The sequence below is a fragment of the Algoriphagus chordae genome (genome assembly GCF_003254055.1).
In the GTDB taxonomy this organism is placed as follows: domain Bacteria; phylum Bacteroidota; class Bacteroidia; order Cytophagales; family Cyclobacteriaceae; genus Algoriphagus; species Algoriphagus chordae.
Genome location: NZ_QKZT01000003.1, coordinates 236,586 through 255,718, shown reverse-complemented (window position 1 = coordinate 255,718; position 19,133 = coordinate 236,586). Strand labels below are relative to the sequence as shown.

Genomic DNA, 19,133 nt, shown 5'->3' with positions numbered 1-19,133 from the left:
GGATGATAGCTCAAAAAACTAAACTCCTACTACTCGGCTTTTTGCTCTGCTCTGCCACATCTATGGCTCAAGAAAAACTGTATTTTGGACAGACCGAAATCGGGTTTCTGTACGGACGCGGTGCCGAGCAATGGGACGGAAACCATGAAAGGCGTATTGATATCAGTTTCATGACCTTCAATGGCGTACACATTACCAAAAGTCAAGTTGTAGGATTCACCATAGGTTTAGACCAATACGATGATATTTCCATCATCCCCTTTGCTTTAGGTTGGAGAGGATTTCTGGGTAAGGAAAGTAAACCGAAGATATTCGGGGGATTTGATATAGGTGGAGGTTCAGCGATACTGGAGAAAAAAGAAAGCAACGAATGGAGCAAAAGCTGGTATGAGGGCGGGTTAATGTACAGTCCCTCTGTAGGAATAAGTTTCCCAGCACTCAAAGGCAATAGTTCTTTCAGCTTCAGCCTAGCTTATAAGAGGCAGAACATCACTTATTTTCAGGGGAGTTTATTGCAATCAGGTTCACCTACAATAGCTTCAGATTTACTTCCTCCAGGATTCAGTTCGATGAATGAAAACAACTACATCTACCGAAGCTTTGTGGCACGTGTTGGCCTTATGTTTTAGTCATCATATTCTTCACTTAGGTCATAAAAATAACTCTGAGGATAACTTACTGAACCTATTCCCTGAAATTCTTTTACCTCCCACAAATCTCCTTGTAAGGACAATACCCACATTTTTTCAAATCATCCGTTTGGTCAAAAGGGATTTCAGGATTGTAGATATCCTCCAAAAGTGATTTTAATCCAATCTTGTATTCATCCTCAAACTGCCTGTAATCATTTACTTCGACACCCTGTTTTGCTCTAGGAAGTTTAATTTGCAGGTATGGATTGAAATCATCGCCAAACATCTCCCGAAGGTTAAAGATTGTAGGTTTTAAAGGCAGGGTATTTTCAGGAACAGTCGCCTGATAGATCAAACCATAAAACATGGTTTGCATCGCAGCCTTATTGCGTGATTTATGCTCCCGATCAAACAGCGAATCCACATCAGGAAAATTCTTATTGTCCTTACCTGATTTGTAATCGATAAGCCTCACCGAGCCATTATGCTCATCCACTCGGTCAATAATTCCTTTTAGAGATACTGTTTTCGTTCCAGCTGCGGTTTCAATCTGTAGGCCTGCAGTATATTTTTTCTCTTTCTCTAAAGAAATCAACTTAAATGGCGCTGAAGCCTCATCGATTTTCAAAATTTGATGCAAGTATTTCTGAAGCACATCGCGAGCGATAGCCATCTGTCCATTGAGCTTTGTATCTGCTTCTCCTTCCAAATGATAATAGTGACGGATCGCTTTTTCAATAGCCGGAAACACCCAAGACTTATTCAATTCCTCGAAATCTAACTTCTCCAGTAAGGTTCTATTTTTTCGCTTTGCAAAATCCTGATATAAAATCTCCATACTCAGGTGAGCCAAATTCCCAAAAACAGCCGCATCAATTTCCTCGCTTACCTCCTGCTTTTCTTGAATATTGGCGAGATACTGAAGGTAGAATTTCAACCTACAATCCAAGAATACACTTATGGCAGAAGGCGAAAAGGAAGTCCTTGATTGTCCATTTTCATCGATCAAATACTTATCCAGTAAGCCCAGAACTTCCGTATCCTTTTGGATGGTAATCGATTCGGGAGATTTCTGATCAATAGGAATGAATACTACTTCTTCTTCCATTTCTCTTCCAAGCTCCACCCCCATTTGCTGCATGTAGCGGCTCTTTTCTCCAGCTTTTCCCTGATCCGAAGCCGTGGTATAAATCATGTGAACTTCCTCCGCACTGTGCAACAATCTATAAAAGGTATAGGCATAAATCGAGTCATTTTGCTCCTGCACTGGCAGGCCAAAAGCTTTACGAATATTGAAAGGAATCATGGAATTCAGCCCTGCGGAAGGCGGAAAACTATCCTCATTCATATTGCAAATTATAACTCGCTTGAAGTCAAGATTTCTGGATTCCAGTACTCCCATGATTTGCAAACCTTGAAGTGGTTCGCCCTCAAAAGGCAATTTAACTTCTCTGAAAACCTGACGGAAAAGTCGAATAAAAAACTCTCGATTGATTGTAAGAATATCCTGTCCTGCAAAAATCTCACGCAATCTTGTTAACTGCTTAAAGCACTGATAAAGGTAAGAACGCTGCAGAGGCTCATCTTTCAAGCGCTCAGCCAGAACTTCCATCAGCTTAGCCAGATAGGAAAAAAGAGAATCATTCTCCAACTTCTGGAAGATCAACTGATATAACTCACCACCCTTACGCAGCTTTTCTGCCGAAACATGAATCTGGTTCAAAAGCTGCATTTCTGCCATCAACTCCTCTGCAAAGCCCGGATTGACACTTTTCAGATAGATTGAGCTCAACAGATTTTTAACAGCTGTGTGATAAAACAACAGCTTACCATCCTCTTCTTTGATGTATCGCTGCATCTCTAACACAGCTTCTAAAAAGGAATAAACCGGCGCATTTTTCACAGGATACCCCATGGTGACATTCACCTTATCCACTTGCTCCGGTAGTGTATGTAGCACAGGAAAGAGCATCTGTTCATCTGGCAAAATCACAACTGTCTCCTCCCAAGCTTCACCAGCTGGAATTTTCTCCAAAATAGAACCTACCAAATTCGCCTGATTGGTCTTCAAAGGTGTTGCATAGGTCTTGATCTTTGCTTTTCTGTCATCAATCTGAGTAGGAATATGTTCTGGAAAAGTCGGCCCAAAGATCTTGTCCTTCTGATAATCACGGAAAAACAAACCAGCCTCTTGCACTTTATCGTCTAAATAATACCCGTCAATATCCCAGTAAATCTTAGCGCCAAAAGCGGTAATGTAATGCTTGATCAAAGCCTCCTCTGTTCCCGTGAAGGCATTGAAACCAATAAAATGATGCACTTTTTCAGGACGAGGAATACTATCCAGCGATTCTGCTACTTTTCTATACAGCATCCCAGAATAGGCCAAGCCAGATACGGCAAGTGAAGCTTGGAAACTGGTATAAAGTGGACTGAGCAATTGCCAGAACTTCAAAAATTTCTCCTGATGATCCCTATCCTGATTCACAAATGATGACCAAAATTGCCGAATTAAAGCAATCTGACTCTCGGTCAGAAAACTCAAGTCTGACTCCAATTCCTTGATTTCAGACAAATGATGGTAGAGTTTACCTGCATTCGCCATGAACTGATCCACATCATTGAAATCTTTAAGGATCATTTCTCCCCAGAAATAATAACGATCAAAAGTCTCGGCCTCTGGGTTGAGGTCCTGATACACTCGATACAATTCAAATATCAAGGTCAGATCATCAGCAGGTCGATTTCCTGCCAGTTCATAGAATATCTCTTCGATAGTTTTCACCTCGGGCATCCAAGTCGGTTCGCTAATCAAACTTCCCAGATGCTGGGTAAAAAACAATCCCGCTCTCCTATTCGGCAAAACGACGGTTACTTTTTGCAGATCAACTCCGCTTTCGAGGATCTCTTTTGCTGTATTTCTTAAAAAACTATGCATAGACTTCCTCGATTACTCCCGTTTCTAAATAACATAAATAGCCCTTGGTTGGCTTCTGAGATAATGTTGCCACCAATGACATGTATTCTCTCACTTGATTGGCGTAGCGACTTTGAGCCTCACCCGTTTTAAAATCCACGATTACTGCTTCGTCTTCATTTAGGATAATCCGATCTGGCCGTTTCTGCTTCCCTCCCGGAAGAAGAATTCCCTGCTCAGCCAATAAAATGCCTTTATTGCCGAACCATGAAGCAAAAAGCGAATCTGTAAATAGATGATCTAATTGTCGTTCTACTAGCTGCTTTTCTTCCTCGTTCAGTCTTCCTTCAAAATAAAATGACTGCAAATTCTGTAAGGCTGAAGCTTTGTCGGCAGACAATTCCAAGATCTCATGCACGATCAAGCCAAACTTCTGCTTCTTCCGCTGCTCCAATCCTTCCATCGAAAAATCAACAGCATATTTCTTGAGTGTGAGCACTTCAGCCCAATTTTTATAAGCCCAGCGAAGTTCTGGTGACTTCTTAGAGTGCAGGGTTTTCACCTGACTTTCAGGCCAATCGCCAAACTCAAAAACTTTTGACTCTGAGTCATAATGAGAGATCAAGCTCAAGTTAGCTTCAGCATCAGCATGGGATTGTACCAATTGCTGAAGCTGAATTTCCATCATATTCTGTGAACCGATTTTTTCTTTGTAAGGAATAAAACCGAAAAAGACATCCTCAGCTCTCGTGAGTGCCACATAAAGCATATTTAAGCTGTCTAGATAAGCCATGGTCGCTTCCTCAGCATAAGTAGCGTTGAAGTCAGAGTCTTTTAATTCTTTACCTAGTGTCAACGGAATAATTGCAGAAAGCCCTTTCTCCCGATCCTCAAATGGTGACCACACTACATTGCCCTTAGTAACATCAAAGATTGTCCACTTCAGAAATGGCATCACCACCACTTTAAACTGCAGACCTTTTGACTTGTGAATCGTCAGAATCCGCATGGCATTATGACCATCTGGAATTTTGACGGTTCGCTTAGTCTGATTGATTTCCCACCACTCCAAGAAACCGCTCAGGTCCGCCCGATTGTTCGCCGTGAAGTCATAAACAGCTTCTTTGAATCCTGAGATATAAGCCTTCTCAAGTCCCAACTCCATCAGTCCAAGAACTTTGATCAACTCCTCCAAAGCCTCCATCAGAGGCAGCTGAAGCATTAAAACTTCCTTTTCCTTGAATTGCTTAACCTGCTCTTCCAAAAAGGCAGGCATCTTATCCAAAGCAAACAATTCGTGGTCAACGGGCGCGTCCATTAGCACTGCCAGATAATACCACATGGTTTTATACTGAACTTTATCGGCAGGATTGTGCAAGTAATTGAAGCCAGAAACAAGGGCTTTCACCGAAGCTGCCTTGTTTAGATTCATAGACTCATCCGAAAGCACATCGAAGCTATAAGCAGTGTCTGGGTACTCCGCAGCGTAGCTCATCATGCAATCCGCTACCGCCTCACCCTCTGATCTTGTTCTCACAAGAAAAGCGATGTCCTCCAGCTCATATCCGTGATCCTGCAATTCCATAACCAAGTCAGGCAATTTTGACAGAACAACCTCGTCGAACTTACCCTCCTCTTCTTCATCTTTAGGATCGATGAATTCCAGTTTGACTTTTCCCTTGAATTCAGACTTTTCCTTTTTGGGAGAAATCTTCTGAAAGGAATCGGAATAAGCTTGGGATAGAATGTGGGGGTCTACCACTCCATAGCTTGTGGTCAATACCTGCTCCATTGCCTGTGGTAGAGCTTTAAAAACCGCGTTATTGAAATTGATAATATTAGGAAGGCTACGGAAATTCGTGTCCAAATTTTCCAATTGTATATTGTCCTTTCCGATTTCATCCTCCACCTGCGAAAGCAACAATTTCATCTCACCACCACGCCAGCGATAGATCGATTGCTTCACATCGCCTACCAGCAAGTTGGTCTGACCTTGACCAAGAGAGTTTTCTAGCAAGGGTTTGAAACTATCCCATTGAAACCCCGAAGTATCTTGAAACTCATCAATCAGGTAGTTTTTATATTGATTCCCTACTTTTTCATAGATGAAAGGTGTATCATTTCCTTTGGTGATTTCCTTTAGAAATTCATTCGCATCAGAGATAAGTAGAATATTTTCCTCGTCTTTGATCAGAGTAAGTTCATCGAGCAGATTCCTGAAAACCCCATAGACATAACTGTTTTTGGCAATGGCTTGAAGCGTATTCCACTTGCCTGTCAATACCAGAATTTGATGCAATATTTGGTTTAAGCCTTGATCGTAAGCAGATAGAATAGAATCGGTTTGCTTACTCGTTTTGGTATGCCAGCTTTCGGGGTTATCAATTTTGGCTATTGTCGCTGGCGTAAGCTCAGGAAGTGGGTTTGTTCGATCTCCAAGCTTGTCAAGTACTTTGATAAATCCTCTATTAAAATCTGACCATTCCAAACCATTTGAAAGACGAATAGCTTCCGCTTGCTTGCCTAACTCTTTTGATAAATTGACAATTTCATTTTTACGCTCTCGGACAAAAGACTGTAGTAAAGTAATATTTTCCTCATCCTTCATAAACTCCTTAATTTCAGGAGCATATTTTTTAAAATCTTCCTGAAAAATCTGCTGACCAAGACCACGGATATTACGTCTGATGTCCCAGGATTTTCCATTTTGAATTTGCTCGTAGGCATAATCTACCAGCCACTTGTGAAGAAATTCATCCTCCATCACGAGCATCACCACCCGATCTACTACACGCTCCAACACTGCAGTTTGTTCCAATTCCACATCAAATTTGGCATTCAGATCAATCTCTCTCGCAAAGGCTCGCACTACTTTTTGGAAGAAACTATCGATGGTACTGACAGAGAATCTTCCATAATCATGAAGTATCGCAGTAAGCGTCTGCTGAGCCAATAATTTTAGACCAGATTCATCAACGCCAAGCGAACTCATCAATTCGAAATCCATTTTTTCTTCAGGATTCACTTGATTTCGTAGTCTTTTCAGCTCCTCTACAATCCGCTCCTTCATCTCCTGAGTGGCCTTATTCGTAAAGGTCACCGCGAGGATTTGCTTAAAAGCATGCGAACTTTGTAGTGCAAGTTTGAGATACTCCAGCGTCAGCGTGTAGGTCTTGCCCGAGCCAGCGGAGGATTTGTAAATGATGAAAGGTTTCTGATCCATAGGTAAAAAGTAATGGAACTAAGATAAGGAAGGGAGTCAGTTTATAGGCAATCAGAAATTAAGTTTGACAAAAATTGTCGGGATATTAATCAAGTATTTTAGTACCGCATTCAAAATCAAACCCTTGGAATTAGCTCTGAATTATCGATCTTTTGGATTAGAAAACCCATAACCTATGAACAAACCTATTTACCTCACAGCCTTGCTATGGCTATGCTTCACAGTGACATCACTCGCCAACGACGGCTACAAACTTTGGCTGGACTACCGGCCCATCAGCAATTCACAATTAAAATCTCACGTCGAACCTCTTCTTAACGAAATCTACTTCTACGGCGACAACCCCACATACCAAGCCATCAAAAATGAGTTGAACCTGGCTTCTCAAAAGATGCTAGGAAAAGTTCCTATTTATTCAAAAGACAGGCTTCAAAATACGAAGCTTTGGATTGGTACGCGCGAACAACTTTCACAAACACTTTCACTTGATCAACAAAGCAAAATCAAGGCACTTGGAGAAGATGGATACTGGAGAGGAAATATAGAATTGGATGGAAAATCCTTCTACGCGATTATTGGAAACCAACCAGTCGGCGCGCTTTACGGAGTCTATAATTGGCTAAATTCTATTCAAAGCAACACTTTCGACAAAACCATTGAATTAGCTGATAATCCGAAAATTAAAATTAGAATGCTAAATCACTGGGACAATTTAGATCGTACTGTCGAAAGAGGTTATGCAGGTTTCTCGATCTGGGATTGGCACAAGCTTCCAGGCTATGTGGATCCTCGCTATACGGACTATGCCAGAGCCAATGCATCCATTGGGATCAATGCCGTGTCGCTGACTAATGTGAATGCTAATGCATTGATTTTGACAACGGATTTCATGAAGAAAGTGAAGGTGTTGGCAGACATTTTCAGACCATATGGAATCAAGGTTTACCTCACTGCTCGCTTTTCTGCTCCTATCCAGATTGGTGGCTTGAAGACTGCTGATCCGCTAGATCCAGAAGTGAAAGCTTTCTGGAAAAAGAAGACAGATGAGATCTATTCTTTCATTCCTGATTTTGGAGGATTTTTGGTCAAAGCAAATTCGGAAGGCCAGCCAGGGCCACATGAATATGGGAGGAATCACGCCGAAGGAGCTAATATGTTAGCCGAGGCACTCGAACCACATGGCGGGGTATTGATCTGGAGAGCTTTTGTCTATTCCCATGAAGACGATGTAGATCGGCACATGCAGGCAAATAATGAGTTCGGGCCATTGGATGGGCAATTCAAAGACAATGTTATCATCCAAATAAAAAACGGCGCAATTGACTTTCAGCCGCGGGAACCTGTTCACCCACTATACGGCGCCATCACCAAAACCAATGTGGGTATGGAGTTCCAAATCACTCAGGAATACCTAGGACAAGCTACAAACCTCGTTTTCCTCGCTCCTATGTGGGAAGAAGTACTGAAGACCAAAACCTTTCGGCCTACTCCAACAACGACAGTAGCTAGTATTCTCGAAGGAAAGGAAAGCGGACAAAAGCTTACCCTTATCGCCGGAGTATCCAATATCGGAACAGATCAAAACTGGACTGGACATCTATTTGGACAATCAAACTGGTATGCATTCGGTCGTCAGGCTTGGGATCCAAGCCTGGAATCCAAGCAAATCGCTGAAGAATGGATCAAACTGACGTTCGGCACTAAGCCTGAAGTCCTGAGCAAAGTCGAAGAAATCATGCTCGAATCCCATGAAGCTGCCGTGGATTATATGACTCCGCTCGGTTTGCATCATATCATGGGCAGAAGTCATCACTATGGCCCAGGACCTTGGGTGATGGGCGGAAGAGCAGACTGGACTGCTCCTTATTACCATCAGGCAGATAGTCTGGGAATTGGCTTTGACAGAACTAGCAATGGAAGTGGAGCTCTGGAACAATACGCTCCAGAAGTGGCTAAGGCTTGGTCTGATCCACATGAGATTCCTGAGAAGTATTTGCTTTGGTTTCATCATGTTCCATGGGATTTCGAGATAAAAGACGGCAATACGCTATGGGATGGAATTGCCTATCATTACGATCGAGGAGTGAAAGAAGTGCGAAAAATGCAGCAAACTTGGGCTAGTTTGGAATCGGAGATTGATCCAGCTCAATTCGACCATGTACGACAGCTTCTAGAAGTTCAGGAAACAGAGGCAGAATGGTGGAGAAATGCTTGTTTGCTATACTTCCAGACTTTCTCAAAACGACCTTTCCCGGCAGATATCGAGCAACCAGAAGGAGATTTGGAGTATTATAAGAGTTTGATGTTCCCAAATGCGCCGGGGATTTAGAGATAAAAAATTTGAAACCTATAATTTGAAATTCCTTCAAAATTCATCATTCGATGTTTGATATTCATTATTGAAAAAAGTCGAATGATGAATTCTTAATTTCGAATAATGAAGTATGTTTAGCACTTATTAGCTTTTGTTTTATTGAATGGAAAGATACACTATCCCCGCCAACACTCGCATAGGACACATTCATCTAAAAGTTTCCGATCTTCAGCGATCGCTGGATTTCTACCAAGGTTTGTTAGGCTTTGAATTGGTGGCTATGTATGGTCAGGATGCTGCATTTATTTCTGCTGGTGGATATCATCATCACATAGGTCTGAATACTTGGCAGAGCAAAGGCGGAAAGCCAGCTCCCAAAAACACAGCGGGACTTTTCCATACGGCTATAGTGTTACCGACCCGACGTGATTTAGCGGTGCTTTTAAAAAGACTAGTGGATGCCAGCTACCCGCTGACAGGTGCTGCGGATCATGGTGTATCAGAAGCATTGTACTTAGATGATCCGGATGAAAATGGTGTTGAACTGTATTGGGATAGGCCAAGAGAGGAATGGCCATTGAACCCTGATGGCAGTATTCAGATGTACACGAGGCAATTGGACATCAATGGATTGATGGCAGAGATATAATCCAAAACTTTAATAACTTACCATTATAATTTAGCAGAACTTTTAATGAGCAGAATTCACCTTTTTGAATTGGAAGATCAGAAATGGTTTCCTGGTTTTATCAGAAACTACGGAACAGACTTCCTTCAATTTTTGGCGAATAAAACAAGGATGTTTGTCCCATTAATCCCGTGGATGGAGAAGGGATTAACTGCTTCAAAAAACTCAAAAATCATAGATTTAGCATCAGGCGGCGGAGGAGGAATTCTCTCGCTGAATAAGGAAATATTGGAATCTAATCCTGAAGTCTCTATTCTACTGACTGATTTTTTCCCCAATCTAGAAGCCTTTCAGCACACATGTTCCCAAGCTTCTAACATCAATTTTTCCAAGGAATCAATTGATGCTAGAAAAGTCCCAGAAATCCTAACAGGTTTGCGCACGCAGTTCCTTTCACTTCATCATTTTCAACCAGATGATGCTGTAAAAATCTTAGAAAACGCCATAATCTCCAATCAACCCATATTCATAGCTGAAGGTCAGGAAAGAGCTATTCCAAGTTTTCTTGCGATGTTTTTCTCGCCGATCACAGTTCTGTTGACTACTCCATTTATCCGGCCTTTTTCATTAGGAAGATTGCTTTTCACTTATTTGATCCCCATTGTCCCTGTTTTCGTTTGGTGGGATGGCATGGTTTCCTGCCTGAGAACCTACTCAGTAGAAGAAATGAATCAGCTGGTAGCCAAAGTTGAAGGCAAGGAAAAGTTCGCCTGGGACATAGGCAGAATCAAATCAGGGCCTACTCATTTGCTGTATTTGCTTGGAACGCCCAAAATCTAGATTCTGTCAGAAATCCAATTCACAATCAGTTTCATCACTTCCTCCTTGTCCAGATCATTGATCAATTCATGATAGCCACCAGGAAAAAACTGAAGTGTTTTATCAGTAGAATTAGCTTTTTCATAAAGCAATTCAGATCCTTTTGGATTAGTCAATCCATCATCGGAACCGTGAATCATTAAAAATGGAAGTGCAAATTTCGAAGCATTTTTTTGAATGAAACGCATCATTTGAAGCAATTCGTAGCCAGTTCTTGCAGGAATAGCCTCGGTATAAATCAATGGATCATTCAGGTATTTTTCTACTTCAGCAGGAATTCTGGATACTTTTTGAGCATCAAGTTGAAGCGCTTTTAGCCTTGGCAGATACTTACTCACAAGGCTAGAAACGGCAATAAGAAGTTTCGATGTCCCCTCCGCCTCTTTAATGGCTGGAGAACTCAAAATCAACCCCGCTGTAACTGGTTTATATTTTAAGGCATATGCTGCGACTAAGCCTCCTCCCATGCTATGTCCATAGATAAATGCTGGAACTCCTGGAACGTAAGTTTTCACCTTTCCAAAAAGCGCGTCAATATCTTTCAGGTAATCCTCATAGGACTCAAAATAGGCAGTTGGCTTATCAATTGCCGACTTCCCATGCCCTCTCCCATCAAAAGTAAAAACTGAAATCCCGACTTCATTCAGCTTTTCTACCAAATGCAAATACCTAGCGCTATGCTCACCCAGACCATGAACAAGGAGTAACGACGCCTTTGGCGAATCAATCATCCAAGCTTGGAGGTACAACTCTTGATTGTCATGAGTTTTATAGGAAGTTTCGAGGTGATTCATGGGGTACTTGATTTCGGGTTTGGAATGATAAGTTGCACAGAAAATCGAAAGCTAAAAAATGGCTGCTTATAAATTCAAAGACTTTCAATTGAAACAATAACTAATCTCGACTCCTCTAGACCTGACAATCGTAATTTCTAGGTAATTGTCAGGCTGAGCGAAGTCGAAGACCAATTTCCTAAATATGATTAGCAAAACTTAACTTACCATTAACTTCTATTCGATTGCATTTTCTTAAATTGGTCCTACTATAATTGGTAGAATTTCCACCAATTTTTCTAACCAACTAATTTCAAGAAAATGAAAAAGATATTATTTCTCACAGGCGATTTTGCAGAAGATTATGAAACTATGGTACCAGTGCAGATGCTGGAGATGGTAGGATATGAAGTGCATTCTGTTTGTCCTGGAAAGAAAAAAGGAGAAACCATCAAAACAGCCATTCATGACTTTGAAGGTGATCTAACATACACTGAAAAGCCAGGCCACAATTTTATGCTGAGCTACTCTTTTGATCAAGTAGATGTGGATGATTATGTGGGCTTGGCGATTGCCGGAGGCCGCGCGCCAGAATACCTTCGTTTAAACCAGAAACTTCTGGAGATTGTGAAGCATTTCTTCGACACCAATAAGCCCGTAGCTGCAGTTTGTCATGGGATTCAAATCCTTACTGCTGCTGGAGTGGTAAAAGGCAGAAAACTCACTGCTTATCCTGCAGTAGGCCCTGAAGTGACTATCGCAGGTGGAGAATTTCAGGACATTCCTGCAACGGATGCTTATGTTGATGGCAACTTGGTAACCTCACCAGCATGGCCAGGTCATCCAGCCTGGATTCGTGAGTTTCTAAAAGTACTGGGAGCAAAGATTGAGATTTGATAATATGTTTGGTGTCCGATGACCGTCACAAACATCATGAGCCCTTTCAGGATTATCCAGAAAGGGCTTTTTTTAACATTAGAAAATGATTTGATTAAATTTATAGAAAGTCCCAAGTTAACCTTTAACAATAACCACCCAACCTCATGTTTAAAAATCACTTAAGATTACTTGTTATTGCGCTCCTGCTTCTCAGTGACGGAGCATTGGCACAGGCACTCCACCATGAACAGACCAAGCTTTCTCCTGAACGCTTAGTGCGCTATGACAACTATTTACAGAAAGAAATCGATGAAGGCAGACTAGCCGGTGCAGTCACTTTGATTTATAAGAATGGCGAACAAGCGCATCAAAAGACCTTAGGATATAGTGACTTGGATACCAAAGCTCCGATGAAAGCAGATCAGATTTTCTACATCCAGTCAATGACAAAACCTATCATCACGACGGCTTTCATGATGCTATACGAAGAAGGTCATTTTCTATTGAATGATCCGGTATCTAAATACATTCCAGAATTTAAGGATGCGATGGTTGCTAAAGATGCCAAACTGGGAACGGCCGGTGGTTTGGAGCCTTTGGATTCGCCAATTCGAATCCATCAACTAATGAGTCATACAGCTGGTCTATCACATGGTTTAGGACAGTCTGAAGTAGATAAGGAAGTACTCCAGGGCATTTATTATGTAGATCATCCAGATATCAAGTCCCGAGTGGAGGCTTATGCAGGTCTTCCTCTCTATGCACAGCCAGGTGAGCGCTGGTATTATTCAGCCGCTCCCGATATTTTGGCTCGATTGATCGAAGTGTTTTCTGGAATGACAGCAGATGAGTTTTTACAAAAACGACTACTAGGCCCATTGGGCATGTCGGACACCAGATACAATCTAAATGAGGAGCAGGCCAGCCGTATGGCAACTTTACACAGCTATGACAAGTCAGGAAAATTGATTGTCGCTCCTCGACAAACTCCAACATCGGGAAATAAAGTTTTTGCTGGTGCAAATGCTTTATTCAGCACGGCGCATGATTACGCGAGATTTGCACTAATGATGAGTAATGGAGGGGAATTGGAAGGTAAAAGGTATCTAAGTCCAAAAACAGTGGAAATCATGACGATCAATCAGATAGGAGATATCCAAAGAGAACCAGGTCAGGGTTTTGGATTTGGGTTTGGAGTAACAACCAATTTGGCTGACACGAAATCCTTGGGATCGGTAGGAACATATTATTGGAGCGGCGCATACTGCACCTATTTCTTTATTGATCCTAAAGAAGATCTAATTTCCATTCTTATGACTCAAACAGCTCCTTTCAGCGGATTCTACGACCAAAAAATGAGACAGATGGTTTATCAAGCAATAGAATAGAAAGATAGTATTTAGTCGTTAGTAGTAAGACATTAGCCTTAGAAAGTAGATGTTGGATATCCGAACAAGAGTGACTGCTTTCACAGCAGTAGTCTCGTAAACCTCAATCCTATTTGAGTTTGCACCCAATCTCATTCTCTCAACTCTAGTATCTAGCTACTAACGTCTCCCTTAGGGTATCCAATTATTCTTACCGAAATTTGGCTTCCTTTTCTCCAAAAAGGCATTTCTACCCTCTACCGCCTCATCTGTTCCATAAGCCAAGCGAGTTGCTTCTCCAGCAAAAACCTGCTGACCAACCATACCATCATCAGTCAGGTTCATCGCAAATTTCAGCATCTTGATAGAAGTTGGCGACTTAGCCAAGATCTCCTGCGCCCAGTCATAAGCAGTTGACTCCAATTCAGCATGAGGAATCACAGCATTTACCATCCCCATTTCGTAGGCTTCCTGAGCTGAATAGTTTCTTCCCAGAAAAAAGATCTCACGAGCTTTCTTTTGCCCAACCATTTTGGCCAAATAAGCAGAACCATAGCCACCATCGAAGCTAGTCACATCTGCATCCGTTTGCTTGAAAATCGCATGCTCTTCACTCGCCAAAGTCAGATCGCAGACCACATGCAGAGAATGTCCTCCTCCTACTGCCCAACCCGGCACCACTGCAATCACCACCTTTGGCATAAAACGAATCAAGCGCTGCACTTCCAAAATATTCAATCGGTGATAACCATCTTCGCCCACATAGCCTTGCTTGCCTCTAGCTTTTTGATCTCCACCTGAGCAAAATGCCCAGCCTCCATCTTTTGCAGAAGGCCCTTCCCCACTCAATAGCACTACACCAATAGAAGTATCTTCTTGGGCATCATAAAAAGCATCATACAATTCTGCCGTAGTTTTCGGGCGAAAAGCATTTCTTGTTTCTGGGCGATTGAAGGCGATTCTTGCCACGCCATCGCATTTTTTATAGGTGATATCTTCGTATTCTTTTGCTGTGATCCAGTTCATAACTTCCGATTTGGTTAAAAATCTAATTCTTTTGCAAGATAACAGCCTTCCCTGAATTTTGAACTTAGATTATTACCTTCGGGAAAGCCATTATCAAGCACAGCTCAAATGTTTCAACTTAGCTTCGGCAAACACAGATTTCAGACAAAAGAAAACTTTGAATTTGGAAACAATGATTTTCCTGACTTTGCCCTAGCCGCTTTTCAATTCTGCCAGGATTGGCTTTCAGGTCAAAACTCTTTTGTGCAGCAAACCTCAGGCTCAACAGGAACGCCTAAGAATATTGAAATTTCGAGATCTCAGATGATCGCTAGCGCAGAAGCGACCCAGGCTTTTTTCCAAACTAACCAAAACACCAAGCTTCTTTGCTGTCTTGATCCTAGCTATATCGCTGGCAAAATGATGCTTGTACGAGCGATGGTTTGGAATTGCAGAATCGAATTGTGCGAACCTAAGTCTAATCCACTGTTGGAGATAAATGAGATTCCTGATTTTGTGGCGATGGTTCCACTGCAAGTAGAAGCCTGTTTACTGCACAAAACTTCATTAGAAAAGCTAAAAAAAATCAAGCAGCTTATCATCGGTGGAGCTCCGGTCAGTGCTAGCTTGAAGCATCAACTTGTCAGTCAGGGTATCTTAGCTTACCAGACTTATGGCATGACCGAGACAGTTTCTCATATCGCCTTGGCCAAAATTGAACATGGAGAATTGATCTATAAACTACTCCCCAAAGTTGAATTTGGTGTGGACAAGAGAAAAGCACTTTGGGTGAAATCTGCTTCAAGTAATGATGAACTGGTTCAAACAAATGATCTGATTGAGTTAGTTGATGACAATTCCTTTCGATGGCTTGGAAGGGCTGACTTCGTTGTCAATTCTGGAGGAATTAAGCTTCACCCAGAGCTTTTGGAAGCAAAAGCTGAAGACACTATGAATAGCTTTTTTCCCAACTCATCATTTTTCTTTTTTGGGATGTACGACGAGAAACTCGGAGAGAAATTATGTTTGGTGATTGAATCAAAAGATGATTTAGATAATTCAAGCAAGCTTTTCGAAAAATTGAAGCTGATCTTAGAAAAATATGAAGTCCCTAAAAACATTTTTGTAATCTCTGAGTTTTCAAGGTCAAGCACTGGAAAAGTAAACAGACCGAAAACCATACTAAACTTATGAAACTGGCATTTTTAAGCCTTCTATTTTTTATGAATATCTCTCAAGTACAAAGTAATTTGGGAACCATAGAACTGCACATTTCTGAAACCAATTCAGATAACGGGGTGATTCAGCTGCTTATTTTTGACCAAAGCAAAGGCTGGCCAGAATCACTTGACCATGCCTGGGAGATGGTGAGACTCCCAATTGAAAAGGGTATTGCTAGGAAGACCTTTAAAGATGTACCTGCTGGGAACTATGCTATTACCGTATTCCATGATCATGACGAGGACGGAGCAATACGAAAAAACAAAGTAGGCTATCCATTGGATGAATTTGGCTTTTCCAATAATCCCAGTCTGGTTTTCGGCATCCCTTCTTACGAAAAAAGCAGTAAAAAAGTAAATCCAGGAAAAGTCACTCTTTTTGAAATTGAATTGCGCTAAGAAATTTTGAGCTAAAAGACCTACTTTTGCAGCGATGAAAAAGAGTAACGACCACACTAGCGGAATCGTAATTGAATTCGATTCAGGAATAATCCCGGCTCCTTATAGTCATGTATACAGACTTTCACTAGACTGGAGCAACGCTGAACTGCTCGCAGAACTTGAACTGCATTATACTGACAGAGAAGATTTGACAGAAGATGAGATCCTCGATGAAGGATTCACTGCAAATGATGATTTCAGTTTCAAAGGCAGTCTTGATTCAGTTTGGAAAAAGGTGGTTTCTAAAGAGTTTGAAAAAGTAAAATGGAGTGGTAGACAATTAGAAGATGGAGGTCTCAACCTTGCCGCAATTGAAGATGGCAAGACAAGTTCTGCAAAAGCTCCTGCAGATCAGGAAGCTTGGCAAATGCTAGCTCAAGATGTCATCCAGGCTATCTATGAGACTTCTCAGAAAGAAGCTCCACTTACAGTCAACTACCGTCAAGTAACCAATGAGAACAGTCTTGACTGCTCTATCACGATGAATTTCTCCAATCGAGAAGCAGTTTTAGTGTCCAATAAGGAGTCAAAAGTTATTAACTGGGAATATGCTGTGCAACTGATGAAGCTAGTGTTTTCTCCGGATTACAACTATGAGATCGCCAAAGAAACAGCAGGTACCAAACGTGGTTCATACATCGAATGCGGAGATGGCTACTGGCATGAACTTGGAAAGGGAGTGATCAACATTGACACCTCTTTTGATGCAGTTGGAATGATAAAAGATGGATTTGAAAATCTAATTGAAGAATAAAAACTAGCCTTCATATTGCAATTAAGAACCTGATTCGCTTAACTTTAGAGAGAACGAATCAGGTTTTTTTATGGAAAAAGGAAAAATTTTTATAAGCTATCGTCAAAGCGACACACAAAGTGAGGCCAGTAGACTCAAAGAAGACCTGGTGGAAGTCTTTGGAGAGGAAAATGTTTTTTTCGATATAGAGACCCTTGAGCCAGGGTTAAACTTTGCCGATGCCATCGAAAAAACACTTAGCCAAAGCAAAGTGGTTTTGGTGATGATTGGCCCAACTTGGGCGGAGGTAAAAGACGAAGAAGGAAACCTGCGTCTATTCAAAGAAAATGACTGGGTAAGAAGAGAAGTAGCAATGGCGCTTTCCATGGAAGGCGTGCGAGTGGTGCCCGTTCTAATCAAAAAAGCAATCTTGCCATCAGCTAGCCAACTTCCAGATAATATCAAAGAATTGGCTGGAAAACACTGGAAAGAGATTTCTATCTCTCGATGGAAATATGACGTAGGAGTTCTAATCAAATCAATAGAACAGGTCATTCCAAAGATTAATAAAACTGAGCCCAAACCTGATCCAATTCGAAGACCTGTACCCAAGCCGCCTAAAAGTTGGTGGGCTAAAAATTACCTTTGGGTTTTAGGCGTCTTTGTAGCATTTCTTATCATTGGTTTGATTCCTGATGATGAACCTTATTATGACGATCCTATAGATTCTAACAGAGAATATGTAACCGATGATTTCAATCAGGAGGCTAGCGCTCAGTTATCAGAAGATGGTCCGCTAAATGTCCAAGGGAATTGGGTAGTTTATTCCAATGGTCAAATTGTCAGCAGTTTTGTAATGAATCAGTACCCGGAAGAAATTCAATTTGTCGAGTATGATGTAAACGGTTCAAATGTTGGAACAGGAACAGGGTCTATCTCCGGGAACACACTTTACTTAGATTATTACAATAGTTACTACGACTCATATGGAGAGTTCATTCTCAAAACCAGTAATGGAGGTCGATCTTGGGAAGGAACATTGAAAGTCGTAGGCTCCAATCAGGAATTGACAGCAGCACTTAAAAGAAATTAGCCTTTAATCTGACGTAGATCAGCTCGAATATCAGAGATCATTTCCCCAAGATCTTCCAAAGTCAAAGGCTTCTTCTTATCTCCTGGATTTGGGAAATCTGTACTGATAAAAGCTTTGGCTTCCCAAACCTCCACCACATCCTCTCCCTTAATCTCATAAGGCTTGTATTGCTCATTATCAGAAACCAAATAGAGTTTACCATTGTCACTTAAGTAGTTGAAAACACGCTTGTAAACCACACCTTCCGAATCAGAGACAAGCACATAGGTTTTGCCGCTTTTGATATCCTTCAGCTGATCTACATAAGCTCCTATGACAATTGTACCAGAAGTCAAGGGAAGCATCGAATCTCCTGCCAGTTCGAAGGCCCTGTATGTTGCCTGTTTAGATAGCGTAGGAATCTGGAACTGAGGAAGACTTTCCATGTATTCAGTATCTGCAAAACCATTTAGATAGCCAGCTGAAGCCTTATGCCCTACCAGAGTGATGTTCTCCTTCTCATCCTCATCACAGGCAATCGTAAGAATATTGATTCCTCTTTTCTGAATTGCCTTTCTGCCCTTGCCTTCTATATCATGATTGAGCAGCTCTTCCAGCCCTACCTCTAGCACATCAGATATCTTCCCAAGTGTCAACAACTTTGGTTCAGATCTACCATCTTCATAGGCAGATATCATAGTCCGCTGTACAGCTAGTTGATCCGCTAGCTCAGTCTGAGTTATTCCTTTTTGCTTGCGCAAAAAGCGAAGGTTAGACGCTAGATATTTCATGCTGAGTATAAATAAAAGTTATGATCTTCTGGGCTAGCAGCTGCAGGAAAAAACGGATTCATATTCAAAGCAGTGCTCCGTCTTCTCTCCATACGTTCTTTAATCTCATCGATAATTTCTCCGACAGGCTTGGGGCCATTTACCAGCAAATAACCGTATTGCGGTTTTGCCTCGTCTTCGATGAAAAATTTTACTTGACAATTGCCTGAAGCCAAAGTCTTTGTCGTAATGCTGATTTTTTCCTGGTTTTCCATAGTCG

At 41.5% G+C, this 19,133-nt stretch carries 16 protein-coding genes; 10 read left to right on the top strand and 6 right to left on the bottom strand.

The genetic code is table 11. The features are described 5' to 3' along the window. Positions 1-2 precede the first annotated feature (2 nt). Complete coding sequence (locus LV85_RS04720) at positions 3-629, top strand: hypothetical protein (protein ID WP_146260431.1); 627 nt, start codon at positions 3-5, stop codon at positions 627-629. A 73-nt stretch (positions 630-702) separates the two neighbouring features. Here LV85_RS04720 and LV85_RS04715 read toward each other — a convergent pair whose 3' ends face one another. Both LV85_RS04715 and LV85_RS04710 read right to left on the bottom strand, forming a co-directional pair. Further along, positions 703-3,570 (bottom strand): PD-(D/E)XK nuclease family protein, encoded by a 2,868-nt coding sequence (locus LV85_RS04715; RefSeq protein WP_111317031.1) that lies wholly within the window; start codon positions 3,568-3,570, stop codon positions 703-705. Then, positions 3,563-6,772: a UvrD-helicase domain-containing protein gene (locus LV85_RS04710; protein ID WP_111317030.1), complete on the bottom strand. Its 3,210-nt coding sequence runs from the start codon at positions 6,770-6,772 to the stop codon at positions 3,563-3,565. The genes LV85_RS04715 and LV85_RS04710 overlap by 8 nt, the downstream gene beginning before the upstream one ends. Before the next feature lie 175 nt (positions 6,773-6,947). Here LV85_RS04710 and LV85_RS04705 point away from each other — a divergent pair, with 175 nt between their 5' ends. From LV85_RS04705 to LV85_RS04695, 3 genes are all read left to right on the top strand, one after another. Next, positions 6,948-9,101 (top strand): alpha-glucuronidase family glycosyl hydrolase, encoded by a 2,154-nt coding sequence (locus LV85_RS04705; protein ID WP_111317029.1) that lies wholly within the window; start codon positions 6,948-6,950, stop codon positions 9,099-9,101. Positions 9,102-9,249: 148 nt separating this feature from the next. After that, positions 9,250-9,735: a VOC family protein gene (locus LV85_RS04700; RefSeq protein WP_111317028.1), complete on the top strand. Its 486-nt coding sequence runs from the start codon at positions 9,250-9,252 to the stop codon at positions 9,733-9,735. Between the two features lie 45 nt (positions 9,736-9,780). Then, positions 9,781-10,554: a hypothetical protein gene (locus tag LV85_RS04695; RefSeq protein ID WP_111317027.1), complete on the top strand. Its 774-nt coding sequence runs from the start codon at positions 9,781-9,783 to the stop codon at positions 10,552-10,554. On the opposite strand, the gene LV85_RS04690 is transcribed toward LV85_RS04695, so the two are convergent. Beyond that, positions 10,551-11,387, bottom strand: coding sequence for an alpha/beta hydrolase (locus LV85_RS04690; RefSeq protein ID WP_111317026.1), 837 nt, complete (start codon positions 11,385-11,387; stop codon positions 10,551-10,553). The two genes, LV85_RS04695 and LV85_RS04690, sit on opposite strands and share 4 nt — an antisense overlap. A 300-nt stretch (positions 11,388-11,687) precedes the next feature. Here LV85_RS04690 and LV85_RS04685 point away from each other — a divergent pair, with 300 nt between their 5' ends. Further along, positions 11,688-12,263 (top strand): DJ-1/PfpI family protein, encoded by a 576-nt coding sequence (locus tag LV85_RS04685; protein ID WP_111317025.1) that lies wholly within the window; start codon positions 11,688-11,690, stop codon positions 12,261-12,263. A 146-nt stretch (positions 12,264-12,409) separates the two neighbouring features. Further along, positions 12,410-13,633: a serine hydrolase domain-containing protein gene (locus LV85_RS04680; RefSeq protein WP_111317024.1), complete on the top strand. Its 1,224-nt coding sequence runs from the start codon at positions 12,410-12,412 to the stop codon at positions 13,631-13,633. Positions 13,634-13,804: 171 nt separating this feature from the next. Here LV85_RS04680 and LV85_RS04675 read toward each other — a convergent pair whose 3' ends face one another. Beyond that, on the bottom strand, positions 13,805-14,638 hold the full coding sequence (locus tag LV85_RS04675; protein ID WP_111317023.1) for a 1,4-dihydroxy-2-naphthoyl-CoA synthase: 834 nt from the start codon (positions 14,636-14,638) through the stop codon (positions 13,805-13,807). A 108-nt stretch (positions 14,639-14,746) separates the two neighbouring features. Here LV85_RS04675 and LV85_RS04670 point away from each other — a divergent pair, with 108 nt between their 5' ends. The 4 genes from LV85_RS04670 (at position 14,747) to LV85_RS04655 (ending at position 18,104) form a co-directional block, all read left to right on the top strand. After that, complete coding sequence (locus LV85_RS04670) at positions 14,747-15,811, top strand: AMP-binding protein (protein WP_111317022.1); 1,065 nt, start codon at positions 14,747-14,749, stop codon at positions 15,809-15,811. 29 nt (positions 15,812-15,840) lie between these two features. After that, entirely contained in the window at positions 15,841-16,236 is a 396-nt protein-coding gene (locus LV85_RS04665) for a DUF2141 domain-containing protein (RefSeq protein WP_158531142.1), read from the top strand. Positions 16,237-16,270: 34 nt separating this feature from the next. Beyond that, positions 16,271-17,032, top strand: coding sequence for a hypothetical protein (locus tag LV85_RS04660; protein ID WP_111317020.1), 762 nt, complete (start codon positions 16,271-16,273; stop codon positions 17,030-17,032). 70 nt (positions 17,033-17,102) lie between these two features. Then, a complete protein-coding gene (locus LV85_RS04655; RefSeq protein ID WP_111317019.1) occupies positions 17,103-18,104 on the top strand; it encodes a toll/interleukin-1 receptor domain-containing protein in 1,002 nt (333 codons plus the stop codon). Here LV85_RS04655 and LV85_RS04650 read toward each other — a convergent pair. Then, a complete protein-coding gene (locus LV85_RS04650; RefSeq protein ID WP_111317018.1) occupies positions 18,101-18,874 on the bottom strand; it encodes an XRE family transcriptional regulator in 774 nt (257 codons plus the stop codon). The two genes, LV85_RS04655 and LV85_RS04650, sit on opposite strands and share 4 nt — an antisense overlap. Next, positions 18,871-19,128 (bottom strand): hypothetical protein, encoded by a 258-nt coding sequence (locus LV85_RS04645; protein ID WP_111317017.1) that lies wholly within the window; start codon positions 19,126-19,128, stop codon positions 18,871-18,873. Before LV85_RS04645 ends, LV85_RS04650 begins: the two co-directional genes overlap by 4 nt. Between the last annotated feature and the right edge of the window lie 5 nt (positions 19,129-19,133).